Source organism: Pseudomonas sp. PA-1-3F, assembly GCF_021609665.1.
GTDB classification, from domain to species: domain Bacteria; phylum Pseudomonadota; class Gammaproteobacteria; order Pseudomonadales; family Pseudomonadaceae; genus Aquipseudomonas; species Aquipseudomonas paracarnis.
On the sequence record NZ_WJZD01000006.1, the window covers coordinates 129,362 to 152,964 of the forward strand.

The 23,603-nt window shown below is 60.9% G+C and carries 24 protein-coding genes and 1 other RNA gene; 14 read left to right on the forward strand and 11 right to left on the reverse strand.

All coding sequences use genetic code 11. The annotated features are described in order from the left end of the window. Nucleotides 1–57: 57 nt before the first annotated feature. Entirely contained in the window at nt 58–507 is a 450-nt protein-coding gene (locus GIV26_RS06055; RefSeq protein ID WP_057975322.1) for an EVE domain-containing protein, read from the reverse strand. Between the two features lie 195 nt (nt 508–702). Here GIV26_RS06055 and GIV26_RS06060 point away from each other — a divergent pair, with 195 nt between their 5' ends. Beyond that, complete coding sequence (locus tag GIV26_RS06060; RefSeq protein WP_010207387.1) at nt 703–852, forward strand: hypothetical protein; 150 nt, start codon at nt 703–705, stop codon at nt 850–852. A 9-nt stretch (nt 853–861) separates the two neighbouring features. Here GIV26_RS06060 and GIV26_RS06065 read toward each other — a convergent pair whose 3' ends face one another. From GIV26_RS06065 to GIV26_RS06080, 4 genes are all read right to left on the reverse strand, one after another. Then, nucleotides 862–1,494, reverse strand: a complete 633-nt coding sequence (locus GIV26_RS06065) for a 5-formyltetrahydrofolate cyclo-ligase (protein ID WP_054917082.1) — start codon at nt 1,492–1,494, stop codon at nt 862–864. A 57-nt stretch (nt 1,495–1,551) separates the two neighbouring features. Then, nucleotides 1,552–1,730, reverse strand: a non-coding RNA gene (gene ssrS, locus GIV26_RS06070) — 6S RNA. Between the two features lie 30 nt (nt 1,731–1,760). Further along, a complete protein-coding gene (locus tag GIV26_RS06075) occupies nt 1,761–2,078 on the reverse strand; it encodes a cell division protein ZapA (protein WP_054895993.1) in 318 nt (105 codons plus the stop codon). Next, entirely contained in the window at nt 2,075–2,284 is a 210-nt protein-coding gene (locus GIV26_RS06080; protein ID WP_003177365.1) for a TIGR02449 family protein, read from the reverse strand. Before GIV26_RS06080 ends, GIV26_RS06075 begins: the two co-directional genes overlap by 4 nt. A 138-nt stretch (nt 2,285–2,422) precedes the next feature. On the opposite strand from GIV26_RS06080, the gene GIV26_RS06085 reads away from it, so the two are divergent. The 9 genes from GIV26_RS06085 (at nt 2,423) to gcvH (ending at nt 11,821) form a co-directional block, all read left to right on the forward strand. After that, nucleotides 2,423–2,980, forward strand: a complete 558-nt coding sequence (locus GIV26_RS06085) for a YecA/YgfB family protein (protein WP_034129010.1) — start codon at nt 2,423–2,425, stop codon at nt 2,978–2,980. A 21-nt stretch (nt 2,981–3,001) separates the two neighbouring features. Next, nucleotides 3,002–4,324, forward strand: a complete 1,323-nt coding sequence (pepP, locus tag GIV26_RS06090) for a Xaa-Pro aminopeptidase (protein ID WP_034129009.1) — start codon at nt 3,002–3,004, stop codon at nt 4,322–4,324. Continuing rightward, a complete protein-coding gene (gene ubiH, locus GIV26_RS06095; protein WP_054895992.1) occupies nt 4,321–5,508 on the forward strand; it encodes a 2-octaprenyl-6-methoxyphenyl hydroxylase in 1,188 nt (395 codons plus the stop codon). The genes pepP and ubiH overlap by 4 nt, the downstream gene beginning before the upstream one ends. After that, nucleotides 5,501–5,986, forward strand: coding sequence for a DUF4442 domain-containing protein (locus GIV26_RS06100; protein WP_034129007.1), 486 nt, complete (start codon nt 5,501–5,503; stop codon nt 5,984–5,986). Before ubiH ends, GIV26_RS06100 begins: the two co-directional genes overlap by 8 nt. A gap of 8 nt (nt 5,987–5,994) precedes the next feature. After that, nucleotides 5,995–7,212 carry a 2-octaprenyl-3-methyl-6-methoxy-1,4-benzoquinol hydroxylase gene (locus GIV26_RS06105; RefSeq protein ID WP_236279689.1) on the forward strand — a complete coding sequence of 406 codons (1,218 nt, stop codon included), beginning with the start codon at nt 5,995–5,997 and terminating at the stop codon, nt 7,210–7,212. A gap of 162 nt (nt 7,213–7,374) precedes the next feature. Further along, nucleotides 7,375–8,379, forward strand: a complete 1,005-nt coding sequence (locus GIV26_RS06110; RefSeq protein WP_014720404.1) for an extracellular solute-binding protein — start codon at nt 7,375–7,377, stop codon at nt 8,377–8,379. Nucleotides 8,380–8,529: 150 nt separating this feature from the next. Continuing rightward, complete coding sequence (locus GIV26_RS06115) at nt 8,530–10,146, forward strand: ABC transporter permease (RefSeq protein WP_236279678.1); 1,617 nt, start codon at nt 8,530–8,532, stop codon at nt 10,144–10,146. 156 nt (nt 10,147–10,302) lie between these two features. Continuing rightward, a complete protein-coding gene (gene gcvT / locus GIV26_RS06120; protein ID WP_034129004.1) occupies nt 10,303–11,385 on the forward strand; it encodes a glycine cleavage system aminomethyltransferase GcvT in 1,083 nt (360 codons plus the stop codon). A gap of 52 nt (nt 11,386–11,437) precedes the next feature. After that, on the forward strand, nt 11,438–11,821 hold the full coding sequence (gcvH, locus tag GIV26_RS06125; protein ID WP_003195293.1) for a glycine cleavage system protein GcvH: 384 nt from the start codon (nt 11,438–11,440) through the stop codon (nt 11,819–11,821). A gap of 144 nt (nt 11,822–11,965) precedes the next feature. Here the strand turns inward: gcvH and GIV26_RS06130 are convergent, their stop codons facing one another. The 4 genes from GIV26_RS06130 to GIV26_RS06145 form a co-directional block, all read right to left on the reverse strand. Next, nucleotides 11,966–13,108: a DegT/DnrJ/EryC1/StrS family aminotransferase gene (locus GIV26_RS06130; RefSeq protein WP_236279679.1), complete on the reverse strand. Its 1,143-nt coding sequence runs from the start codon at nt 13,106–13,108 to the stop codon at nt 11,966–11,968. Nucleotides 13,109–13,272: 164 nt separating this feature from the next. After that, a complete protein-coding gene (locus GIV26_RS06135; RefSeq protein ID WP_003176799.1) occupies nt 13,273–13,587 on the reverse strand; it encodes a DUF2388 domain-containing protein in 315 nt (104 codons plus the stop codon). A gap of 78 nt (nt 13,588–13,665) precedes the next feature. Then, nucleotides 13,666–15,363, reverse strand: coding sequence for a GspE/PulE family protein (locus tag GIV26_RS06140; RefSeq protein ID WP_236279680.1), 1,698 nt, complete (start codon nt 15,361–15,363; stop codon nt 13,666–13,668). Between the two features lie 79 nt (nt 15,364–15,442). Beyond that, a complete protein-coding gene (locus tag GIV26_RS06145; protein WP_014720398.1) occupies nt 15,443–15,781 on the reverse strand; it encodes a hypothetical protein in 339 nt (112 codons plus the stop codon). 127 nt (nt 15,782–15,908) lie between these two features. Here GIV26_RS06145 and GIV26_RS06150 point away from each other — a divergent pair, with 127 nt between their 5' ends. Further along, nucleotides 15,909–16,379, forward strand: a complete 471-nt coding sequence (locus GIV26_RS06150) for an Lrp/AsnC family transcriptional regulator (RefSeq protein ID WP_054896032.1) — start codon at nt 15,909–15,911, stop codon at nt 16,377–16,379. A 71-nt stretch (nt 16,380–16,450) separates the two neighbouring features. Here GIV26_RS06150 and GIV26_RS06155 read toward each other — a convergent pair whose 3' ends face one another. Next, complete coding sequence (locus GIV26_RS06155; protein WP_236279681.1) at nt 16,451–17,818, reverse strand: CYTH domain-containing protein; 1,368 nt, start codon at nt 17,816–17,818, stop codon at nt 16,451–16,453. A 158-nt stretch (nt 17,819–17,976) separates the two neighbouring features. Between GIV26_RS06155 and argE the strand changes: the two genes are divergently transcribed. Together argE and argA are read left to right on the forward strand one after the other, a co-directional pair. Further along, a complete protein-coding gene (gene argE, locus GIV26_RS06160; RefSeq protein WP_096144046.1) occupies nt 17,977–19,125 on the forward strand; it encodes an acetylornithine deacetylase in 1,149 nt (382 codons plus the stop codon). Between the two features lie 133 nt (nt 19,126–19,258). After that, the gene (gene argA, locus GIV26_RS06165) at nt 19,259–20,557 is read left to right on the forward strand and encodes an amino-acid N-acetyltransferase (RefSeq protein WP_003195273.1); all 1,299 of its coding nucleotides are present in this window, start codon (nt 19,259–19,261) and stop codon (nt 20,555–20,557) included. A gap of 113 nt (nt 20,558–20,670) precedes the next feature. On the opposite strand, the gene tauA is transcribed toward argA, so the two are convergent. Then, a complete protein-coding gene (tauA, locus tag GIV26_RS06170; protein ID WP_236279682.1) occupies nt 20,671–21,657 on the reverse strand; it encodes a taurine ABC transporter substrate-binding protein in 987 nt (328 codons plus the stop codon). Nucleotides 21,658–22,027: 370 nt separating this feature from the next. On the opposite strand from tauA, the gene GIV26_RS06175 reads away from it, so the two are divergent. Next, nucleotides 22,028–23,371 carry an OprD family porin gene (locus GIV26_RS06175; protein ID WP_034128998.1) on the forward strand — a complete coding sequence of 448 codons (1,344 nt, stop codon included), beginning with the start codon at nt 22,028–22,030 and terminating at the stop codon, nt 23,369–23,371. Nucleotides 23,372–23,603: the final 232 nt, after the last annotated feature.

Sequence of the window (23,603 nt, forward strand, 5' to 3'; positions counted from 1 at the left end):
AAGCGGCGCCTGTGAGTTTTTCGCGAGCAAGCTCGCTCCTACAAGAAGCCAGGTCAGTTAAAGCAAATGAAGGACCACCGCCCACTGTTGCGGTGTGACCGCCATGACCGAAAGCCGGCTGCCTTTCTGCACCAGCGGCATTTCAGCCAGTGCAGTTTGCTGCTTTAGATAGCCGAGCCCCAGCACCTTGGGGAAGGTCTGCACGTGCGCGACATCGATCGCACTCCACGGGTTTTTCTCCGGGGTGGCCTTGGCGTCGAAATAGTGGCTTTCTGGTTCCAGCGCAGTGGGGTCCGGATAGGCGGCCCGAGTGATTTTGCCGATGCCGGCAATCCCTGGCTCCGGGCAACTGGAGTGGTAGAAGAAAAACTCGTCGCCCACGGCCATGGCGCGCAAAAAGTTGCGGGCCTGATAGTTGCGTACCCCGTCCCAGCGCGCTTCGCCGAGCTTTTCCAGGCCGTTGATAGAGAGTTCGTCGGGCTCGGATTTCATCAGCCAGTAGGCCATTGTTGGGCTCCTGAAAAAGGCATTGGGCAAGTTGTCGGGCAATTGCATGACAAACCGACAGTCGGTTGGCGTCAAGGTTTGCGTGTTGGTTCACGTTACCGCAGAATGCGCGCTTTTAAGCTTGACGCAGCTGCAACGGACTACTTTGGAACGTTGTTGTCATCGTGTACGAGGTGCCTGAAAGGGGGGCAATCGATGCAACGTAAGCCGGATTTACTATGGATTTTGGTTATTTTGTTTGGTCTGGGCGTCGTGACCACCGGTTATGCCCAGAGCCTGTGGTCGAACAAGACCGATGCACCGGTTGAACTGGCTCAGCAGCAGCCACAACCGTTCAAGCGTTAACTCAAGCATTCACCAAGGCGCCGCTGTTTCCAGCGGCGTTTGTGCGTCATACCACTGCGTATCAGTCACCGTCCCCGCCAACGGCACATCCCAACTCGCCTGCGCCAGGCGTTCGACTTTCTGGCATTCATGGGCCAGCCCCAGCAGCGTTGGCTTGCGCCAGCTCTGGCGGCGGGCAAGATAGGCCAGGCTGCGATCGTAGAACCCGCCGCCCATGCCCAGGCGCCCACCCACATCGTCGAACCCCACCAGCGGCAATAACACCAGGTCCAGCGCCCAGACCTGGCGCTGACGATGGGCATTGACCCGTGGTTCAAGGATGCGAAAGCGGTTGGGCAGCAACTTATCCCCAGGTCGTACACGCTGGAACACCATCTTGGTGCGCGGCCAGGCGCTGAGCACCGGCAGGTAAGTGGCTTTGCCGCGGCGCTGGGCCGCACGCAGCAGCAGGCGCGGATCGATTTCACCATCCGTGGGCAAATATAAAGAGATATGTTTGGCCCGGCGAAACAGCGGGTGCTGTGCCAGTTGCCGGTACACACCCTGAGCGGCCTGGCGCTGCTCGCTTGGCGTGAGGGCGCGGCGGGCCTTGCGCAACATGCGTCGAAGTTGCGGACGAGATAGCGGCGCAGGTTCGGTCATGATTTTCGGCTCATAAAACAATGCCAGTCCGGGGACTGGCATTGAGTTTGGGAATTCAGGCTCCCCGACAGAGCCGCTGTCGACTTAGCCCTTGAACCCGAAAGTTCAAGGTGGAAGAAGCAGTAGGCTTTAAGGCTTTCCGTCTAGCGGACATGCACACCAGCCCAACGTGCAACTTCCAGGGTAGTGCGAATCGGCTCAGGGACATCGCCGACTGGCAAACACGCCAGGGAGTGGGGCGAGTATACCTTAAACCCGCTCGGCAATCAGCCCTTGGGTGTGTCTGAATCGGTGGAAAGCGCCAGATCCACGCGATCAAGCAGGTCACGAACCTGCTCGCGCGTCGAACCACTGGCCTGTACGTCAGGGCGCTCCTGCTTATGCAGCAGGTCGTGGGTGATATTCAGCGCGGCCATCACAGCGATGCGGTCGGCGCCAATCACTTTGCCGCTGCTGCGGATTTCGCGCATCTTGCCGTCCAGGTAGCGGGCAGCGCTCACCAGGTTGCTGCGTTCTTCCTGGGGGCAGATAATCGAATATTCTTTGTCGAGGATCTGCACGGTAACGCTATTGCTTGAACTCATGAGTCTTGCTCCAGGGCCTTCAGGCGCGAAATCATCGATTCGACCTTACGCCGGGCGATTTCGTTTTTTTCAATGAGGTGAGCGCGTTCCTCGCGCCAGGTCTTTTCCTGAGCTAATAGGAGTCCGTTTTGACTCTTAAGTTGCTCGACCCGATCAATTAGCAGTTCGAGTCTGGCCATCAGCGCTTGCAGGTCGGTGTCTTCCATTGGGTTCCACTGGATTTGTCTGATGAATGGCAACTGCAGGATAAACGATCTGACGCCCTCGATAGTCTTGGTACGTCTGCCGGTGCTAGGATACAGCGCTCCATTCTAGACATTGCGCCGTCTGGCGCCTAGCTCACCATGCCCATTCAGAATTCCCCGTACGACGCTTTTTCCAAACTGCTGAGCACCAGCGGCCACCCTTGCTCGCCTGCCGAACTGCACGGCGTGCTGTTGGGCCGCAGTTGCACCGGTGTGGGCTTTGATGCCGACAACTGGCTGGCCGATGTGGCCGAGTTGCTGGAAACCGAACCCACCGAGAACGTGCGCAATGCGTTGATCGGCCTGCAAGAGATGGTCAAGGGCGAGTTGACCGGTGACGACGTCACCGTGGTCCTGCTGCTGCCGACCGATGACGCGCCGCTCACCGAGCGCGCTGCTGCCCTGGGCCAGTGGTGCCAGGGCTTCCTCCACGGTTTCGGCGTGAATGCCGGCGGCCTGGAGCTGAGCACCGACGCCAAGGAAGTGCTGCAGGACCTGGCGGCGATCTCACAGGTGCAAGATGCCCTGGAAGAGTCCGAAGATGGCGAAGGCGACTACATGGAAGTCATGGAATACCTGCGCGTCGCGCCGTTGCTGCTGTTCACCGAGACCAGGAAGTCCGCTGAGCCGGTCGCTGCCAAGCCGTCGTTGCACTAAAGAAAGGAAGCCCATCTGCCCATGATTCATATCCCCAAAGCGGAATACACCCGTCGCCGCAAGGCGCTCATGGCGCAGATGGAACCCAACAGCATCGCGATCCTGCCGGCCGCCGCCGTGGCCATCCGCAACCGCGATGTCGAGCATGTTTACCGCCAGGACAGCGATTTCCAGTATCTGAGCGGTTTCCCCGAGCCCGAAGCGGTGATCGTGCTGATGCCCGGTCGCCAACACGGCGAGTACGTGCTGTTCTGCCGCGAGCGCAATGCCGAGCGCGAATTGTGGGACGGCCTGCGTGCGGGCACCGAGGGCGCGATTCGCGACTTTGGCGCGGATGACGCCTTCCCCATTACCGATATCGACGACATCCTGCCCGGCCTGATCGAAGGTCGCGACCGTGTGTACTCGGCCATGGGCAGCAATGCCGAGTTCGACCGGCACGTGATGGAGTGGATCAACGTGATCCGTTCAAAAGCACACCTGGGCGCCCAGCCGCCGAACGAATTCGTTGCCCTGGATCATTTGCTCCACGATATGCGCCTGTATAAATCGGCGGCAGAAGTGAAGGTGATGCGCGAGGCAGCGCGAATTTCCTGTGCGGCCCATGTGCGGGCGATGCAGGCCAGCCGTGCCGGCCTGCATGAGTTCAGCCTGGAAGCCGAGCTGGATTACGAGTTTCGCAAAGGCGGCGCGAAGATGCCGGCCTATGGCTCCATCGTCGCCGCCGGGCGCAACAGCTGCATCCTGCATTACCAGCAGAATGACGCGGTGCTCAAGGACGGCGACCTGGTGCTGATCGACGCCGGGTGTGAGATCGATTGCTACGCCAGCGACATCACCCGTACCTGGCCGGTCAACGGCAAGTTTTCGCCGGAGCAGAAGGCGATCTACGAGATTGTGCTGGCCTCCCAGGAAGCCGCCTTCAAGCAGATCGCGCCGAACAAACATTGGAACCAGGCCCATGAGGCGACCGTGCAGGTCATCACCGCCGGCCTGGTGAAGCTGGGGTTGTTGCAAGGTGACGTTGACGAGTTGATCGCCAGCGAAGCCTACCGCGCCTTCTACATGCACCGTGCCGGCCACTGGCTGGGCATGGATGTGCATGATGTGGGCGAGTACAAAGTGGGCGGTGAATGGCGCGTGCTGGAAGTGGGCATGGCCTTGACCGTGGAGCCGGGCATCTATATTTCCCCGGACAACCAGAACGTGGCAAAAAAATGGCGTGGCATTGGCGTGCGCATCGAGGACGACGTGGTAGTGACCAAGCAAGGCTGTGAAATCCTGACTGGCGGCGTGCCCAAGACCGTTGCCGAGATCGAGGCGTTGATGGCGGCTGCCCGATGAGCCGGGTCAACCTGGCGATTATCGGCGGTGGCCTGGTGGGCGCCAGCCTGGCCCTGGCGTTGCAAGCGGGGGCCAAGGCGCGGGGTTGGAAGATCGTGCTGATCGAGCCCTTTGCACCGGGCGACAGTTACCAACCGAGCTACGATGCGCGCTCTTCCGCGCTGTCGTTTGGCGCGCGCCAGATTTACCAGCGGCTGGGCCTGTGGCATGCCATTTCCCGACGTGCGGAGCCGATCAAGCAGATCCATGTATCGGACCGTGGGCGCTTCTCCACCGCGCGTTTGTCCGCGATGGAGGAGGGCGTGCCAGCCCTGGGTTATGTGGTGGAAAACGCCTGGCTCGGCCAATGCCTGTGGCAAGGCTTGGACAAGGACGTGGTGAGCTGGCGCTGCCCGGCGGAAGTCACGCGCATGGAGCCTCTGCCCGATGGCTATCGCCTGACCCTCAACGATGAAACCGTGCTGGAATGCGACCTTGCGGTACTGGCCGATGGCGGCCGTTCCGGCCTGCGAGAGCAACTGGGCATTGGCGTGAAAACCCGGCCCTACAACCAGAGCGCGCTGATCGCCAACATCACCCCGAGCGAAGCGCACAATGGCGAGGCGTTCGAGCGCTTTACCGATGAAGGCCCCATGGCCTTGCTGCCGCTGCCGGACAACCGTTGCGCGCTGGTCTGGACCCGCATCGGCATGGACGCCCAGCGCTTGGCCAGCCTCGACGAGCGTAGCTTCCTGAGCGAACTGCAGGGTGTGTTCGGGTATCGCCTGGGCACCCTCAAGCAAGTGGGTGCCCGCCACCTGTACCCGTTGACCCTGGTGGAAGCCGAAGAGCAAGTGCGTTCGCACCTGGCGGTCCTCGGCAATGCCGCCCATAGCCTGCACCCGATTGCCGGGCAGGGGTTCAATCTGTCTCTGCGCGATGCCAATGCCTTGGCCGAAGCGCTGCTGGCCGGGCCTGCTGTGCCGGGTGACCTGGCGACTTTGCAAAGCTATCGCGAGCGCCAGCGCCTGGACCAGCAACTCACCGTAGGCTTCTCCGACCAGGTCACGCGCCTGTTTGGCAGTGCCCAACCGTTGGTGGCGCTGGGCCGCAATATGGGCTTGCTCGGCCTCGACCTGTTGCCACCAGCCAAACGCTGGTTCGCCCGCCAGGCCATGGGCCTGGGTACGCGTTCCGATGCGTAAGTGGCTAACCCAACGCGTGGGTAAGGCGCGGCTGTTGCGCTGGTTCCTCACCCTGTACCCGCCGTACCTCGGCGCCGGGGTGCGGGTGCAGGCACTGAGTGCCGACTTCCGGCATGCCAAGGTGCGCATGGGCCTGGGTTGGTACAACCGCAATTACGTCGGTACGCAATTTGGCGGCAGCCTGTATTCGATGGTCGATCCGTTCTACATGTTGCTGTTGATGGAAAACCTGGGCCGCGACTACATCGTGTGGGACAAGGCTGCGAGTATCGACTTCATCTCGCCGGGCAAAGGCCCGGTGTATGCCGAATTCTCCATCGACGACGCTTTGCTCGATGAAATCCGGCGCCAGACCGCAGGTGGCGAGAAATATCTGCCCCACCTCAAGGTCGAGATTCATGACGGCTCCGGCACCCTGGTGGCGCGGGTCGACAAAACCCTTTATGTGCGGCGCAAGCCGCCAGCGAGACAGGCTTGAATATGGACATGTGCGCAGATGTGCTGATTGTCGGGGCCGGAATGGTCGGAAGCGCCCTGGCGCTGGCGTTGCAGGGCAGTGGCCTGCAGGTGCTGCTGCTCGACGGCAGCCCGTTGAGCGTCAAGCCGTTTGAACCGGCTGCGGCGTTTGAACCGCGGGTGAGCGCGCTGTCGGCGGCCAGCCAGCGCATTCTTGAGCGCCTGGGCGTGTGGGACGGCATCGTAGAGCGGCGTGCCAGCCCCTATGGCGAAATGCAGGTATGGGACGGCAGCGGCACTGGGCAGATCCACTTCTCGGCGGCCAGTTTGCATGCGGAGGTGCTTGGGCATATCGTCGAGAACCGCGTGGTGCAGGATGCCTTGCTCGATCGCCTGCATGACTGCGACCTCGGCCTGCTGGCCAATGCGCGCCTGGAACAGATGCGCCGATCCGGCGATGACTGGTTGTTGACCCTGGCCGACGGCCGCAAGCTGCGCGCGCCGCTGGTGGTGGCCGCCGACGGTGCCAACTCCGCCGTACGCCGCCTGACCGGTACACCTACCCGCGAATGGGATTACCTGCACAACGCCATCGTCACCAGCGTGCGCAGCAGTCAGCCGCACCAGCGCACCGCGTGGCAACGTTTCACCGACACCGGCCCGTTGGCGTTCCTGCCGCTGGTGCGCGATGGGCAGGAAGACTGGTGCTCGATTGTCTGGTCGACCACGCCCGCGGAGTCCGAGCGCTTGATGGCGCTGGATGATGAACGCTTCTGTCGGGAACTGGAGCGTGCCTTCGAGGGGCGCTTGGGCACTGTGGTTAGTGCCGACCCGCGTGTGTGCGTACCGTTGCGCCAGCGCCATGCCAAACGTTATGTGGCCGAAGGCCTGGCGTTGATCGGCGACGCCGCCCACGTCATTCACCCGTTGGCGGGGCAGGGCGTCAACCTGGGGTTCCTCGATGCAGCCGTGCTGGCCGAAGTGCTGTTGGCGGCGACCGAGCGCGGCGAGCGCCTGGCCGATGTAAAAGTGCTGAGCCGTTACGAGCGGCGCCGAATGCCCCATAACCTGGCGCTGATGGCGGCGATGGAAGGCTTTGAGCGCTTGTTCCAGGCCGATCAACTGCCGCTGCGCTGGTTGCGCAACGCGGGTTTGAAAATCGTCGACCAGATGCCCGAAGCCAAGGCAGTGTTTGTGCGCCAGGCGCTGGGGTTGACTGGCGATCTTCCCGAACTCGCCAAACCCTGAACTGACAATACAACCCTCTGTGGGAGCCGGGCTTGCCCGCGATGAGGCCATCAGCTCCAGCGCATATTCTGGCTGTGCAACATCTGGTAACGCCTCCACCAAGCGTTACCAAATGTGAGTCCTTATCATTTGCCCTCCATTTGCAAATGAGAGACCGCACCCATGTTGGCACCCAAGCGCCTCCTGACTGCCCTGGCACTCACCCTGATCGGCAGCACCACCGTGCAGGCGGCCGACGAAGTCGTGGTCTACTCCTCGCGTATCGACGAACTGATCAAGCCCGTCTTCGACGCCTATACCAAAAAGACCGGCGTACAGGTCAAGTTCATTACCGACAAGGAAGCCCCGTTGATGCAGCGCATCAAGGCCGAGGGCGAGAACGCCACCGCCGACCTGTTGCTCACCGTTGACGCCGGTAACCTCTGGCAGGCCGAGCAGATGGGCATCCTGCAACCGTTCACCTCTCCTGTCATCGACAAGAACATTCCTCTGCAATATCGCTCCTCGGCCCACGCCTGGACCGGTTTGAGCCTGCGTGCGCGAACGATCGCCTATTCCACCGACCGGGTAAAACCGGGCGACCTGACCACCTACGAAGCCCTGGCCGACAAGCAGTGGGAAGGCCGCCTGTGCCTGCGCACGGCGAAAAAAGTCTACAACCAGTCGCTGACCGCCACGTTGATCGAGACCCATGGCGCGGCCAAGACCGAAGAAATCATCAAGGGTTGGGTGAATAACCTCTCCACCGACGTGTTCTCCGATGACATCGCCGTGCTGGAGGCGATCAACGCCGGGCAGTGCGACGTGGGTATCGTCAACACCTATTACTACGGTCGCCTGCACAAGCAGAAGCCAGACCTCGCAGTGAAGTTGTTCTGGCCGAACCAGGGCGACCGCGGCGTGCATGTGAACCTCTCTGGCATCGGCCTGACCCAGCACGCACCGCACCCGGAAGCGGCCAAGGCGCTGGTGGAGTGGATGACCACGCCTGAGGCGCAGAAGATCTTCGCCGACGTCAACCAGGAATTCCCGGCCAACCCGGCGGTACCGCCATCGGCGGAAGTGGCGACCTGGGGCAAGTTCGTGGCCGATACCTTGCCGGTGGAAGTGGCAGGCAAGCGCCAGGCCGAAGCGATTCGCCTGATGGATCGCGCTGGCTGGAACTGAAGCTGCGCCGCTTAACTGTGGGAGCTGGCTTGCCCGCGATTGCATCACTTCGGTATCACTGATACACCGAGGTGCTTGTATCGCAGGCAAGCCAGCTCCCACATTGGTTAGTGGCCGCTTCAACATCTTTATTTTTCTGAGAGCTTTTCCTTGGCCCACCCCGCCCAACGTCGCTGGTACCTACCGGTTTTCAGCGTCGCCGCCCTGGTGCTGTTGCCGCTGAGCGTGCTGCTGCTGTCCTGGCAAAGCATCGACCCGCAGATCTGGTCGCACCTCTGGGACACTCAGATGCCCCGCTTGCTGGGCAACACCTTGACCCTGGTGCTCGGTGTCGGCCTGGGCGTGACGCTGCTCGGCGTCAGCCTGGCCTGGCTGACCAGCCTGTGCGAGTTCCCCGGGCGGCGCTGGCTCGATTGGGCACTGATGTTGCCCTTTGCAATCCCTGCCTATGTGCTGGCCTTTGTGTTCGTGGGCCTGCTGGATTTCGCCGGTCCGGTGCAAACCCTGCTGCGCGAGTGGTTCGGCACCGGGTTGCGCTTGCCGCGGGTACGCTCTACCAGCGGCGTGGTCATTGTGTTGGTGCTGGTGTTCTATCCCTATGTCTACCTGCTGGCGCGCAGCGCGTTCCTGGCCCAGGGCAAAGGCTTGATGGAAGCGGCGCGGGTGCTGGGGCAATCGCCATGGCAAGCGTTCTGGCGCGTGGCATTGCCAATGGCGCGACCAGCAATTGGTGCCGGTGTGGCCTTGGCGTTGATGGAGACGCTCGCGGATTTTGGTGCGGTCTCGGTGTTCAATTTCGACACCTTTACCACTGCAATCTATAAAACCTGGTACGGCTTTTTCAGCCTGTCCAGTGCCGCGCAACTGGCCAGCCTGCTGCTGCTGGTAGTGATGCTGGTGCTGTATGGCGAGCGACGTGCGCGCGGGGCCAGCCGACCGGGCAATGAGCGCCCACGGGGCAAGGCGTTGTACCACCTGCGCGGGTTCAAAGCCGTGGCGGCCAGCGCGTGGTGCAGCCTGGTCTTCGCCTGTGCGTTCGTGATTCCGATGCTGCAACTGGTGGCGTGGTTCTGGCAGCGTGGCCGCTTCGACCTGGATGAACGTTACACCGGGCTGATCGTGCATACCCTTTACCTGGGCGGTATCGCAGCGCTGATCACCGTCAGCGTGGCGCTGATACTGGCCTTTGCCAACCGTCTGGCGCCCACCCGGGCGATTCGCTCCGGTATCAGCCTGGCCAATGTCGGCTATGCCTTGCCAGGCTCGGTGCTGGCGGTGTCGATCATGCTGGCGTTCAGTTACCTGGACCGCGAGTTGGTGGTGCCGCTCTCCGGATGGCTGGGCGGGGCGGGCAAGCCTTTGCTGCTGGGCAGCCTGTCGGCACTGGTGCTGGCGTACCTGGTGCGGTTCCTGGCGGTGGCCTACGGGCCGCTGGAAAACAGCCTGGCGCGAATCCGTCCGTCACTGCCCGAAGCGGCACGCAGCCTTGGCGTGAGCGGCCCACGACTGTTTTGCAAAGTGTATCTGCCATTATTGCTGCCGGGCACGTTGAGCGCAGCGCTGCTGGTGTTTGTGGATGTGCTCAAGGAAATGCCCGCCACCTTGCTGATGCGCCCGTTTGGTTGGGACACCCTGGCGGTCCGCATCTTTGAAATGACCAGTGAAGGCGAATGGGCGCGGGCGTCTTTGCCGGCGCTGACCCTTGTGCTGGTTGGCTTGTTGCCGGTCATCGGGCTGATTCGTCGCTCGGCTCGGCAAATCGGTTAGGTGCCAGTCCTACGGCTTGAGGCTACAATGCGCGGCATTCGGTGCGCTCCGTCTTTCGGATCGACCTGCTGTATGTGGCTGCGGGCCTTGTAGTACAAGGTGTTCGGCGCAAGTGGCAGCTCTGCGCGCCTTCGCCAAGCCCGGAAGGAGAAACCCATGGGACAGCGTACGCCTCTGTATGACCTGCATCTCGCCCTCGGCGCGAAAATGGTCGATTTTGGCGGTTGGGATATGCCTTTGCATTACGGCTCGCAAGTTGAAGAGCACCACCAGGTGCGACGTGACTGCGGGGTCTTCGATGTATCTCATATGACCGTGATCGATGTCACCGGCCCCCAGGCCAAGGAATGGCTCCAGTACCTGCTGGCCAATGATGTCGACCGACTGCATGGCTGTGGCCGTGCGTTATACAGCGCCATGCTCAACGAGCAGGGCGGGGTAGTGGACGACATGATCGTCTACCGCACCGAAACCGGTTACCGCCTGGTGGTCAACGCCGCCACCCGCGATCAGGACATGGCCTGGATGCAGGCGCAACTGGGCACCTACTCAGTGCAGCTGCATGAGCGGTCAGAGTTGGCCATGCTCGCCATCCAAGGCCCCCACGCCCGGCAGAAAATCGCCGAACTGGTGACCCAGTCCCGTGGCACCCTGATCCACCAGCTCAAGCCGTTCGAAGGCCGGGCCGACGGTGACTGGTTTATCGCCCGCACCGGCTATACCGGCGAAGACGGCCTCGAAATCGTGCTGCCGGCCGATCAGGCACCGGGCTTTTTCAACGATCTGGTGGGCGCAGGCATTTCCCCCATCGGCCTCGGTGCGCGCGACACCTTGCGCCTGGAGGCCGGCATGAACCTGTATGGCCAGGATATTCACCAGGCCGTCTCGCCCCTGGCGGCCAACATGGCCTGGAGCATCGCCTGGGAACCGGTCGAGCGTAACTTCATTGGCCGCGCTGCGCTGGAAGCAGAAAAAGCGGCCGGCGTGCAGTTCAAACTGGTGGGGCTCGTCCTCGAAGAGCGTGGCGTGCTACGTGCTCATCAGGTGGTTCGTATCGCCAATGTTGGCGAAGGAGAGATCACCAGTGGTAGTTTCTCGCCTACGCTAAGCAAATCCATTGCGCTGGCGCGTGTGCCGACGGCGACTGCCGACCGGGCCGAAGTGGAAATCCGCGGCAAGTGGTATCCGGTTCGAGTGGTCAAGCCGACCTTCGTGCGTCATGGCAAAACCCTGATCTAACCAATTCCGGCAGGCCAAAGGCCGCTGACATTTCATCTTGAGGACACAGACTATGAGCAATATCCCTGCCGACCTGCGTTTTGCCGAAAGTCACGAATGGGCCCGTCTGGAAGCTGACGGCACCGTGACCGTCGGGATCTCCGACCATGCACAGGAAGCTTTGGGTGATGTGGTGTTTGTTGAGTTGGCGGAAGTGGGTGCCAATTTTGAAGCGCAAGGCCAGGCGGGTGTGGTTGAGTCGGTGAAAGCAGCCTCGGATATCTACTCGCCGGTTGCCGGCGAAGTGATTGCTGTCAACGAAGAGCTGAGTGGCAGCCCTGAGCTGCTGAACTCTGACCCGTACGGCGCGTGGATCTTCAAGCTCAAGCCAAGCGACAAGGCCGAGCTGGACAAGCTGCTGGATGCCGCGGGCTACAAAGCCGCCATCGGCGAATAAACGCCATAGTTACAACGACACAAATCAATGTGGGAGCTGGCTTGCCTGCGATTGGATCACCCGGGTATCACCGATACACCGAGGTGCCAGCATCGCAGGCAAGCCAGCTCCCACAGTTGATTGGGGTGTGTCTGCTGGTTGTGATCAGTCTCTTTTCAATACGGCTTTAACCGCCGCTACAGCCCGCTCCACATCCGCCTCTGTCATCGCCGTGAACATCGGCAACGACACGATCAAACGCCCAACACGCTCCGCCACCGGGAACATGCCTTCCTTGAAACCCTGTGCCCGATACAGGCTCAGCAGGTGGATCGGCGGGTAGTGATAGCCGATACCCACGCCGTGGGCCTGCATCTGTTCCATGAACGTGGCGCGGGCTGGCAGGCCATCCTGGCGCACCGGCAATACCAGTTGGAACAGGTGCCAGTTGCTGTTTTCGAAGTCGGCCGGCGGCAGTTGCGCGCCGTATTTGGCTTCGAAATCGCTGCCAAAGCATTTGAAGTAGTGCCGTGCCAGGTTCTGACGATGGGCGGTGATCTTCTCGATGTGCGCAAATTGCCCCAGGCCTATGGCGGCGGCAATGTCGGTCATGTTGAACTTGCCACCCAGCACATCCACATCCAGGCCATCGAAGCCGCTGCGGGTGACGCCTTGCAGGCGGTACTTCTCTGCCAGACGGGCCTCCTCGGCATTGTTCAACACCAGGCAGCCGCCTTCGGACGACGTGATGTTCTTGTTCGCCTGGAAGCTGAAGGACACGAAGTCGCCGGTTGCGCCGATGCGTTCTCCATCCCAGATGGACCCCAGGGCCTGGGCAGCATCTTCGACGATGCGCAGGTTGTACTTGTTGGCCAGCGCGTAGAGCATCGGCATATCCAGGGGCAAGCCGGCCAGGTAGACCGGGATGATCGCCTTGGTGCGCGGAGTAATGGCAGCTTCTACCTGGGCCAGGTCGATATTGCGCGTCACCGGGTCGATGTCGGCAAAGACGGGAGTGGCGCCGACTTCGAGAATCACGTTGGCCGTGGCAACCCAGGAGATTGGGGTGGTGATGACTTCATCCCCAGGCCCGATCCCGGCGATGCGCAAGGCGATCTCCATGGTGCAGGTGCCCGAGTTGAAGGTGCGCACCGGACGGCCGCCAAAATAGTCCGACAGCTGTGCTTCGAACGCCTGCACCTTTGGTCCGCTGGTGATCCAGCCGGAACGCAGAACATCGCCGACCGCCGAAATGGTGGCTTCATCAATGGTCGGTTTGGAAAACGGCAGGAAGGGCTGTTGGCTCATGACGAAGAAGGCATCCGTTTCAGGTAGGCAATGAAAGATAGACGAGTCAGTAGGGCATGGTTGCACGCTGAGACTGAATATAGCCTGTCATCCATGAACGATTCGTCATGCAGCAGGCAAAAAAATGCCGCTTGAGAAAGCGGCATTTTTTATGAGGGCAGTTGTTACTCGGTTACAGCATTCTTCGCCAGGATGGCGTTAGCCAGTTCCATGTCCGTGGCTTGGAGGCCAGGGTTATCGGCGCGGACCTTCTGCATGGCCGCTTCCAGATACGGGCCGCGAATGCCGCCGTCGCTGGCGACGAAGCTGCCCGCGTCGTCCTGGGCGGCGACCACCAGCTTGTGGTCCTTGAACGTCAGGTAAGTCGAGCCAGTGGTGGCGCCCGACGAGATGACATTACGCCAGAAGCTATCGGCCATGGCTGAGCCGACAGGTAGGGAAAGCACAGCGAGGGTTGCGACAGCATATTTGAGACGCATGATGGGTGACTCCGGTGGGTTATCTGTACGTTTTGATTGTAGTTAACCCGATCCAGTTCCATCACTGACTAAACAGTTTCAGTACTCGATCAAACCCGAAGAATTTGTTTCTGAATCCCCTGGCGTGACCCGCAATACCTCCGTCATCGTGGTCAGGCCGGCCTTCACTTTCTCGACGCCGGCCATGCGCAGGCTGCTCATGCCCTGCGCCAGTGCCTCACGGCGCAGCGCTTGTACGTCCGCGCCCGGGGTGACCAGCGCTTGGAGTGCCGGGTCCATGAGCATGATTTCATACAGCCCGGCCCTGCCTCGATAACCGCTGTCACGGCATTGCGCACAGCCGACGGCTTCGCAGCCGTCAGCGTCCTCCTGGCCCAGCGGGCGCTTGCAATGGCTGCACAGCAGCCGCACCAGGCGCTGCGCCATCACCCCTATGAGCGTGGCTTTGATCAAATAGTGAGCAACGCCCAGTTCCTGCAGGCGGCTGATGGCGCTGGGTGCATCGTTGGTGTGCAAGGTCGAGAAAACCAGGTGCCCGGTCAGCGCGGCCTGGATAGCCATCTCTGCGGTTTCCTGGTCGCGGATTTCGCCGATCATGATGATGTCCGGGTCCTGGCGCAGCAGGGCGCGGATGCCGCTTGCGAACGTGAGGTCGATGTTGTGCTGGACCTGCATCTGGTTGAAGGCCGGCTCGACCATTTCAATCGGGTCTTCCACCGTGCACAGGTTGACCTCGCGGGTCGCCAGTTGCCTGAGGGTGGTGTAGAGGGTGCTGGTCTTGCCTGAGCCGGTGGGGCCGGTGACGAGGATGATGCCGTGGCTGCGTCGCGTCATGGCGTGCCAGCGCTGCTGGTCGGCGTTGGACAAACCCAACTGGTCAAAATCCTTGAGCAGCACCTGTGGGTCAAAAATTCGCATCACCAGTTTTTCGCCGAATGCCGTGGGCAGGGTCGAAAGCCGCAATTCCACTTCGACACCCGCAGGGTTCCGGGTCTTGACGCGGCCATCCTGGGGTTTGCGTTTTTCGGCCACGTTCATTCGCCCCAGGCTTTTCAGGCGGCTGACCACGGCCATGGTGACCTGCGGGGGAAATTGATAGACGTCATGCAGCAGCCCATCAATGCGAAAGCGCACCCGGCCCTGGTCGCGGCAGGGCTCGATATGGATATCGCTGGCTCGTTGGCCAAAGGCGTACTGCAGCAGCCAGTCGACGATGTTGACGATATGCGCGTCGTTGGCATCCGGCTCCTTGTCGCTGGCGCCGAGGCTGAGCAAGTCGAGATTGCCAGGCGTCGTCATCTTTTCATCCGCACCGCTGACGGACTTGGCTAAACGGTAAAACTCGTTGATACAGCGCTGGATATCGCTGGGGTTGGCAACCACGCGCTTGATCGTGCGTCTGAGCACCTGGGACAGCCCGGCTTCCCAGGTGGTGACATAGGGTTGGGCACTGGCGATCGTCACGCTGTGGGTATCGACGGCGACTGCAAGAATGCCGTGGCGCTGGGCAAAGGCGTGGGACATCAACGGCACCACGGCTGCCACATCAATCTTCAACGGGTCGATGCGCAGGTAAGGTTGGCCTACCTGCCGGGCCAGCCATTGGGTCAAGGTCTCCAGGCAAGGGCCCTGTGCTGCGATGCATTCCAGGGGATGCTGGCTGCCGGACGCTGGCGCTACCTTTTGCGCCGCCTGCGCCGTGATCAGCCCTTGCTCGACCAACGCCGGCAACAATTGCTGCAGTTCCAAGGGGTGATCGTGAGCGGCGACGGACATGCAGGTTTTCCTGGGGCTTGGGGGTAATCCCAGGCTAGCCAGTTGCTGAAGATCCTGCTGGCGCGTGTATTGCCGGTTTTTACTGCGCCATCGCTGCCAACGCTTGAGGCCGCTCGGAATCAGCGGACCACAGTTCCAGGGTGCAGACGCTGATCAGGTTTCGAATCTTTTCACCGATCACTTGGGCGCGGTGCCAGCTCAGGCCGGTCATCACGATATCGATGCTCAGCAGGTCGGCTTCCCGGTTCATGCTGACCTGGGTGGGCGTGAGCAATTGCAGCGCGAAGTAGTTCAGCACCCGGCACAGCACGTCCGGTTCAGCCTCGGCGACGATGCGATAGTGCGCCTGGCAGTGGCTGCTATTGGCGGCCCACGCATCGACGCGGGTGGCGGGGTAGGCGGTTTCGACGGCATGCATGCTGACTCTCCAGTTTCGACTGGAGAAATTTTTACATTCGCCTGGGGAGATTTCTTATCTAAAATAAGCCTATTTGGCGATAAATAGACCAAAACAATTCAAGATAAGCCTATTCATGGGTACTTTTATGCACAATGAGTTGGACGCCTACGACCGCCGCATCCTGGCCTTGCTGCAAGAGGATGCCTCGCTCTCCAGTGCACAGATTGCCGAACAGGTCGGCCTGTCGCAGTCGCCATGCTGGCGGCGTATTCAGCGGCTCAAGGAGGAGGGCGTGATCCGCGGCCAGGTCACCCTGCTGGACCGCAAGAAAATCGGGCTCAACACGCAGATTTTCGCCGAGGTCAAACTCAACGCCCACGGTCGCTCCAATTTTACCGAGTTCACCGAGGCGATTCGCGGGTTCCCGGAAGTGTTGGAGTGCTATGTGCTGATGGGGGCGGTGGATTTTCTGCTGCGTATCGTCACCTCGGATATCGAGGCGTACGAGCGGTTTTTCTTCGAGAAGTTGTCGATGGTGCCGGGGATTCAGGAGGTCAACTCGATTGTGGCGCTGTCGGAGATCAAGTCCACCACCAGCCTGCCAGTATTGCGCTGACAGGTAGGGCCTCATCGCGGGCAAGCCCGCTCCCACAGCAAATGTGGGAGCGGGCTTGCCCGCGATAGCGATTACAGGCGCAGAAGGGTCTTCCAGGCACGATTCTGATAAACCGCAATCGCCTGGTGCATACGCGCATCCAGCGATTCATCGGTAATCGGCTGGTTGGCCAGGTGCGCCAGCTTGTTCAGCTCGCCGTACAAACGGTCCAGCTCAGGAATGTCCACCACGTGGCGCGCATGGTGCAGCCAGGCCTGGATGCGTTCGATGCGCGGCAGTTGCTCGGCCAGGTCTTCCGGCTGTTGCTGGTAGCGCTGCAGTTGCAGGGCGACGGCGTCGTCAGCCAACAGGCGTGGCAGCCAGTTGGTAATTTGCGCAGCGCCCTGGCGGTTGCCGCGCACGTTACGCTCGGCCGTCCAGGTACGGGCCAGCAGCCAGCGCGAGAGGTTGAGTGAGAACAGGCCCCAGCGCACGTCTTGCAGCTCTTCGATGAACTGTTCCGGCGCGGCTTTGCGAATGTCTTCATCGTCGTCACCGGCCTGGACCAGCGGGCACCAGTCTTCCAGCAACGCATCCAGGGCGCTGCGCAGTTCGCTGGTGGATTGGCGTGGCGCGGCCTGGCCGAGGCTGCCGATCAGGGCGCGCAATTCACCGAGGTTCTCGACCCAGTCCTGCAGCAGGCGCCAGTGTCCATTGAAGCGGTATTGCTCGGCCAGGCGCTGGCTGCTGCCCAGCAGGTGCCACAGGATCGCGGCGAAGGCGTCGTCCAATGGCATTTCGGCGTGGATCTGTGGCGCCGGCAGGCTCAGGGAATAGCTACTGGCGTCATACAGGCGATAGCCGCGTTCGGCCTTGCTGATGTCGCACGGCATCAGGGCCAGGGTTGCGGCCAGCTCGGCGGCCAGTTCCAGCAGGGCCGCCGGTTCGCCTTCGCGCAGTTCCAGTTCCAGCTCGCAGATTTCTTCTTTCTGCTTGCCGACCACCACATGGCCCAGGTCCAGGGCGGCTTCGATCACCACCTTGGCCTTGCCACGGCCCCAGGCGATTTCGGCGCGTTCACGCACGAAGTCGGTGGTGAAGATCGGCTTGAGGGTCTTTTTGTCCAGCTCGGCCAGTTGCTCGGGCCAGCACTCGCCATCGAGTTTCTTCACGTCAAGCTTGGCTTTGGGCAGGCCCCAGTTGTATTCGTTGCGTTCCGACAAGCCGGCGACGCTTTGGCCGCGGGTCTTGAGGGTCTGGATGATGTCGTCACCGTCCTTGCGCAGGCGCAGGGCAACCTTGGCCTGGGCCAGGTCACGCTCGGGGGTGTCGAAGTACTGGTTCATCAACTCACGGCGTTCCCAGCCACTTTTGTTGCGTTTTTTCAGTAGCGGGTGCTCACGCAGCGCGGCGAGTGTTTCGCGGCTGACGCGTAGCTTGATTTCGGTTTCTTTCTGCATGGCCGGAAAATCCAGGATCGGGAGCGCAGCCGGGGAAAAGTGTGGCTGCCAAGGTCGTGCAGTGTACAGGACTGAGCCCGGCAACGTGCCGCAACGGTTTATTGTGTTGCGCAGATGCCTCTATAGTGAGGTTCATCCGGGAAGTTGGGAGACCGCGCATGCCGTTACCGTCCATGAAAGAGCAGTTCGCCGCCTTGATCGCCGCGCCGTCGGTGAGCTGCACCCAGGCGTCTCTCGACCAGAGCAACCGCCCGGTGATTGACCTGCTCGCCGCTTGGCTGGGCGACCTGGGCTTTGCCATCGATATCCAACAAGTCAGCCCCGGCAAGTTCAACCTGTTGGCCAGTTTCGGCAGCGGCCCCGGTGGCTTGGTGTTGGCGGGGCATAGCGATACCGTGCCGTATGACGCGGCGCTGTGGAACACCGACCCGCTCAAGCTGACGGAAGTCGACGGCCGCTGGGTAGGGCTGGGCAGTTGTGACATGAAGGGGTTCTTCGCACTGGTTATCGACGCGGTGTTGCCGCTGCTGGACCAACCCTTCAAGCAACCGCTGTTGATCCTTGCCACCTGTGACGAGGAAAGCTCTATGTCCGGTGCCCGTGCGCTGGCCGAGGCGGGGCGTCCATTAGGTCGTGCAGCTGTGATCGGTGAGCCGACCGGGCTCAAGCCGATCCGCCTGCACAAGGGCGTGATGATGGAACGCATCGAGATCCTCGGGCGCAGTGGCCACTCGTCGGACCCCAGCCTGGGCCATAGCGCCCTGGAAGCCATGCATGACGCCATCGGCGAACTGCGCGGCCTGCGCCTGGCCTGGCAGCGCGAGTACCGCAACGCGCAATTCAGCGTGCCGCAGCCGACGATGAACTTCGGCTGCATTCACGGCGGCGACAACCCCAACCGCATCTGCGGCCAGTGCTCCCTGGAGTTCGACCTGCGACCCCTGCCGGGCATGGACCCCGAGGTGCTGCGCGCCGCGATCCGCCAGAAGCTCGAACCCCTGGCCGAGCGGCATAAGGTCAAGATCGACTACGCGCCGTTGTTCCCCGAAGTGCCACCCTTTGAGCAGCCCGAAGACGCCGAGTTGGTGCGGGTGGCGGAGCGTTTGACCGGTCATCGTGCCGAAGCAGTAGCGTTCGGCACCGAAGCGCCTTATCTTCAGCGCCTTGGTTGCGAAACCCTGGTGCTCGGCCCTGGCGACATTGCCTGCGCCCACCAGCCTGGCGAGTACCTTGAAATGTCACGCTTGACGCCTACAGTGCGTCTATTGCGGGAACTGATCGAACACTACTGCCTGAAACCTGCATAAATTAACCCCTGCCCATTCGTACATAAGGAGAGTGAGCGTGTCGCCAAGCCTGTTCCGACGATAACCATCAGCCGCTGTGCGCTTTCACGATTGATCCTTTATTTGGCTGCTTTTTATTACAGGCCCAGGTGTTATGCCCGAATACGTCAACTGGCTTCGTCACGCTTCGCCCTACATCAACGCCCACCGCGACTGCACCTTTGTGGTCATGCTGCCCGGCGATGGTGTGGACCACCCCAACTTCGGCAATATCGTCCACGACCTGGTGCTGCTTCACAGCCTGGGTGTGCGCCTGGTGCTGGTGCACGGCTCGCGCCCGCAAATCGAAACCCGCCTTGAAGCACGCGGCCTTACCCCGGCTTACCACGAAGGCTTGCGCATCACCGATGCTGCGACGCTGGAGTGTGTGATCGACGCGGTGGGTCATTTGCGCATTGCCATCGAGGCGCGCTTGTCCATGGACATGGCGTCATCGCCGATGCAGGGCTCGCGCCTGCGTGTGGCCAGCGGCAACCTGGTCACCGCACGGCCAATCGGCGTGCTGGAAGGCGTGGACTACCACCACACCGGCGAAGTGCGCCGGGTCGACCGCAAGGGTATCAACCGCCTGTTGGATGAGCGCTCTATCGTGCTGCTGTCGCCCCTGGGGTATTCGCCCACCGGCGAGATCTTCAACCTGGCCTGCGAAGACGTCGCCACCCGCGCCGCCATCGACCTGGGCGCCGACAAGTTGCTGCTGTTCGGCGCCGATCCCGGTCTGATCGATGAGAACGGCCGCCTGGTGCGTGAATTGCGCCCACAACAAGTACCCGCGCACCTGCAACGCCTGGGCAGCAACTATCAAGCCGAACTGCTCGATGCCGCTGCCGAAGCCTGCCGGGGTGGAGTAGGGCGCAGCCATATCGTCAGCTACGCCGAAGATGGCGCCTTGCTCACCGAGCTGTTTACCCGCGACGGCGGCGGTACGCTGGTGGCCCAGGAACAATTCGAACTGGTGCGCGAAGCGGCGATTGAAGACGTCGGCGGCTTACTGGACCTGATCAGCCCGCTGGAAGAGCAGGGCATTCTGGTGCGCCGTTCGCGGGAAGTGCTGGAGCGTGAGATCGAACAGTTCAGCGTGGTCGAGCGCGAAGGCATGATCATCGCCTGCGCGGCGCTGTATCAGATCGCGGATTCGGATGCGGGGGAGTTGGCGTGCCTGGCAGTGAACCCGGAGTACCGCCACGGCGCGCGAGGCGATGTATTGCTCGAACGCATCCAGACCCGGGCACGCGCCCAAGGCTTGAAAACCCTCTTTGTACTCACCACCCGTACGGCCCACTGGTTCCGCGAACGCGGTTTTGTACCCAGCAGCGTGGACCGCCTGCCGTCGGCGCGGGCGTCGCTGTACAACTATCAGCGCAACTCCAAGATCTTTGAAAAGGCCCTGTAAAAGAGTGCGGCTCTGTGTGGGAGCTGGCTTGCCTGCGATAGTGGCGCCTCGGTTTATCTGAAGGACCGAGTTGCTGGTATCGCAGGCAAGCCAGCTCCCACCGAAGACTGTATTTATTGTGTGATGAATTTGTCGGTCACATAGGCCGAATAATCCGGCAGCACCGTCTCCACCTTCCCCTGTTCCTTCAAGAACTTCGCCGTCTCCTCAATCGCCTTCGCCGTGCCGCCCTTGAGCAGCGCAGCGGTTTGCTGTGCCTGCGCATCCGGAAACGTCGTACCGGCCAAGAGTTCCGGAATGTCATCCGCATTTGAACCTGTCAATTTGGCGATTTTCTGCACTGGCTCGGAATCCACCGTCCAGCTGTCTTTGTGGGCGGCATAGTCGGCAAAGGCATCCAGGGTAACTTTGGCGAACTTGGCCACTACCTCAGGATGTTTTTGCGCAAAATCCTTGCGCGCCACCCACACCTCAAACGTCGGCGCCCCCCATTGGCCCACCTGCGCCGCGTCTGTGAGGGTCTTGCCGCTCTTGCGGATTTCGCCCAAGGCCGGGGACCACACAAAAGCCCCATCAATATCGCCACGCTTCCAGGCGGCGGCGATTTCGGCCGGTTGCAGGTTCACCACTTTGACTTGTTTGGTGTCCAGCCCCCAGTGTTTCAGCGCGCCGAGCAGGCTGTAATGGGAGGTGGAGACGAAGGGCGTGGCGATGGTTTTACCGATCAAGTCCTGGGGGTTGTCGATGCCACTGCCGTTGCGCACCACCAGGGCTTCAGAAGCGTTGATCTGTGCCGATACGATAAACGCCACAATCGGCAGGTTGCGCGAGGCCGCCGCCGCGAGCGGGCTGGAGCCGAGGTTGCCGATTTGTACATCACCCGAAGCGATGGCCGTGACTACCTCTGGCCCGCTGTTGAAGCGGCGCCAGGCGATTTTTTCGCCGATGGCTTTTTCATACAGGCCGTCGGCCTGGGGAACCTTGCTGGGATCGATGCCGGTCTGGTAGCCCACCGTCAGGTCGGTGGCGTTGACACCAAAAGAAAGTAATAGCGATACAAAAACTGTAACAAATTGACGGGAGGATGTGCGTTTGGCCATGATGGCGTCGCCTTTTTGATCGTGAGTGACGTATACAACCGTACGGCAACACTAATCGATCTAAAAAAGCACCAGTAAATACCCTTTAGGAATTAGCTTATGGAGCGGCGCGTCTATCCTGACCGGCCAGCTTCACGGAAAGTCTTATTCCTGGATCGTATGAAAAAGAATGAAATAATTCTTTTTGGGTGTATGAAAAACTCATTACCCTGCAAGGACCAAATCAACTGCGATTAGACGAAGGTAGTAGACACACAAGGTTACGATTGACTTGGTGGTCACTATCTGGCGCTAATCGCGCATCTGTGGATCGAGGGCGTCAGACCCGAGACCAAAGAAATACAAAAATTAGAAATGAGAGGAGCGGTACATGAAGAAGTCCACCTTGGCTGTGGCTGTAACGTTGGGCGCAATCGCCCAGCAAGCAGGCGCTGCCGGTTTCATCGAAGACAGCAAGGCCACACTGGGCCTGCGTAACTTCTACATCAACACCGATAACCGCGAAGGCACGGCCAACCCGAGCCGCAACGAAGAGTGGGGCCAAGGCTTCGATCTGCGTTTCATCTCCGGTTACACCCAAGGCACCGTCGGCTTCGGTCTGGACGCTATCGGCCTGCTGGGTGTTCGCCTGGATTCCGGCGGTGGCACCAACGGCGCGACTGCCAGCTCCTACGGTGGCACGATCTTCCCGAGCAAGTCCAATGGCGAAGCCGTTGATAACTACTCCAGCCTGGGCCTGACTGCCAAGGCCAAGATCTCTCAAACCGAACTGAAGTTGGGTACCTTGCAGCCCAAGCTGCCGGTCATCGTCACCAACGATGGTCGTATGCTGCCGCAAACCTTCCAAGGTGGCCAGATCACCTCCAGCGACATCAAGGACCTGACCCTGGTCGCGGGCCAGATCGAAAAGGCCAAGGGCCGTAACTCCAGCAACAACGAAAGCCTGTCCATTTCCGGCGCCAACAGCCGCGGTGTGAACTGGCGTTCGAGCAACAAGTTCTACTACGCCGGTGGCGACTACAAGATCACCAAGGATCTGACCGCCCAGTACTACTACGGCAACCTGGAAGATTTCTACAAGCAACACTTCCTGGGCCTGACCCACAACTGGGCCATCGGTCCTGGCGTGCTGAAGTCTGACCTGCGTTACTTCAACAGCTCCGACGATGGTAACAACGGCAACCAGTCCGCTTACTTCTCGACGGGCAACTACAGCGGCGTGAACTCCGGCCGTGGCAAAGTCGACAACAACCTGTACAGCGGCCTGTTCCTGTACTCGGTGGCCGGTCACACCTTCGGTGGCGGTTACCAGGTCAGCAACGGCAGCAGCGACTTCCCTTGGCTGAACCAGGGTGACGGCTCGTCGGCTTACATCACCACCGACATGCAAATCCAGAAGTTCGCCCGTGCCGGCGAGCGTACCTGGCAAGCTCGCTACTCCTACGACTTCGCCAAAGTCGGCGTGCCTGGCCTGACCGCCGGTGTGGTTTACCTGAAAGGTGATCATATCGACACCGTCGCCAGCAACCGTACCGAGTTCACCGGCCAGTCCGAGTGGGAGCGTGACATCACTGTTGCCTACGTCGTACCGGAAGGTCCGCTGAAGAACGTCGGCGTGGCGTGGAAAAACGCTATGTGGCGCAGCGACATCGCCAACGCGCGTAACCAGGACGAAAACCGCTTGATCGTCAGCTACTCGATCCCGCTGTTGTAAGACTGTAAAACCTTGCCCGGCGCAATGCCGGGCAAGGTGTCTTGCTATTCAAGTCGGGCTCAACCCCCGCAAGCCCTTCCTGAATCCCTCTTTTTTGCAGCGTCTCAAGGCCTTCTCGAACCTTGAAGGCGATGTTGGCCTCAGGCCGTTCCCAAGTCCAATGAACTGATTTTTAATATTCTTTTATCGTCTAGATAAATCGATATTTATTCTTTTTAAATCACAAAAAATC

What these genes read in the sequence shown, in the direction of transcription:
- gcvH (WP_003195293.1), top strand. Translation starts at nt 11,438, where the DNA reads ATGAGCAATATCCCTGCCGACCTGCGTTTTGCCGAAAGTCACGAATGG.
- pepP (WP_034129009.1), top strand. Translation starts at nt 3,002, where the DNA reads ATGATTCATATCCCCAAAGCGGAATACACCCGTCGCCGCAAGGCGCTC.
- tauA (WP_236279682.1), bottom strand. Translation starts at nt 21,657, where the DNA reads ATGGCCAAACGCACATCCTCCCGTCAATTTGTTACAGTTTTTGTATCG.
- ubiH (WP_054895992.1), top strand. Translation starts at nt 4,321, where the DNA reads ATGAGCCGGGTCAACCTGGCGATTATCGGCGGTGGCCTGGTGGGCGCC.
- GIV26_RS06100 (WP_034129007.1), top strand. Translation starts at nt 5,501, where the DNA reads ATGCGTAAGTGGCTAACCCAACGCGTGGGTAAGGCGCGGCTGTTGCGC.
- argA (WP_003195273.1), top strand. Translation starts at nt 19,259, where the DNA reads ATGCCCGAATACGTCAACTGGCTTCGTCACGCTTCGCCCTACATCAAC.
- GIV26_RS06140 (WP_236279680.1), bottom strand. Translation starts at nt 15,363, where the DNA reads ATGTCCGTCGCCGCTCACGATCACCCCTTGGAACTGCAGCAATTGTTG.
- GIV26_RS06075 (WP_054895993.1), bottom strand. Translation starts at nt 2,078, where the DNA reads ATGAGTTCAAGCAATAGCGTTACCGTGCAGATCCTCGACAAAGAATAT.
- GIV26_RS06055 (WP_057975322.1), bottom strand. Translation starts at nt 507, where the DNA reads ATGGCCTACTGGCTGATGAAATCCGAGCCCGACGAACTCTCTATCAAC.
- GIV26_RS06145 (WP_014720398.1), bottom strand. Translation starts at nt 15,781, where the DNA reads ATGCATGCCGTCGAAACCGCCTACCCCGCCACCCGCGTCGATGCGTGG.
- GIV26_RS06105 (WP_236279689.1), top strand. Translation starts at nt 5,995, where the DNA reads ATGTGCGCAGATGTGCTGATTGTCGGGGCCGGAATGGTCGGAAGCGCC.
- GIV26_RS06150 (WP_054896032.1), top strand. Translation starts at nt 15,909, where the DNA reads ATGCACAATGAGTTGGACGCCTACGACCGCCGCATCCTGGCCTTGCTG.
- GIV26_RS06110 (WP_014720404.1), top strand. Translation starts at nt 7,375, where the DNA reads ATGTTGGCACCCAAGCGCCTCCTGACTGCCCTGGCACTCACCCTGATC.
- GIV26_RS06060 (WP_010207387.1), top strand. Translation starts at nt 703, where the DNA reads ATGCAACGTAAGCCGGATTTACTATGGATTTTGGTTATTTTGTTTGGT.
- GIV26_RS06065 (WP_054917082.1), bottom strand. Translation starts at nt 1,494, where the DNA reads ATGACCGAACCTGCGCCGCTATCTCGTCCGCAACTTCGACGCATGTTG.
- GIV26_RS06085 (WP_034129010.1), top strand. Translation starts at nt 2,423, where the DNA reads ATGCCCATTCAGAATTCCCCGTACGACGCTTTTTCCAAACTGCTGAGC.
- GIV26_RS06135 (WP_003176799.1), bottom strand. Translation starts at nt 13,587, where the DNA reads ATGCGTCTCAAATATGCTGTCGCAACCCTCGCTGTGCTTTCCCTACCT.
- gcvT (WP_034129004.1), top strand. Translation starts at nt 10,303, where the DNA reads ATGGGACAGCGTACGCCTCTGTATGACCTGCATCTCGCCCTCGGCGCG.
- GIV26_RS06130 (WP_236279679.1), bottom strand. Translation starts at nt 13,108, where the DNA reads ATGAGCCAACAGCCCTTCCTGCCGTTTTCCAAACCGACCATTGATGAA.
- GIV26_RS06175 (WP_034128998.1), top strand. Translation starts at nt 22,028, where the DNA reads ATGAAGAAGTCCACCTTGGCTGTGGCTGTAACGTTGGGCGCAATCGCC.
- argE (WP_096144046.1), top strand. Translation starts at nt 17,977, where the DNA reads ATGCCGTTACCGTCCATGAAAGAGCAGTTCGCCGCCTTGATCGCCGCG.
- GIV26_RS06155 (WP_236279681.1), bottom strand. Translation starts at nt 17,818, where the DNA reads ATGCAGAAAGAAACCGAAATCAAGCTACGCGTCAGCCGCGAAACACTC.
- GIV26_RS06080 (WP_003177365.1), bottom strand. Translation starts at nt 2,284, where the DNA reads ATGGAAGACACCGACCTGCAAGCGCTGATGGCCAGACTCGAACTGCTA.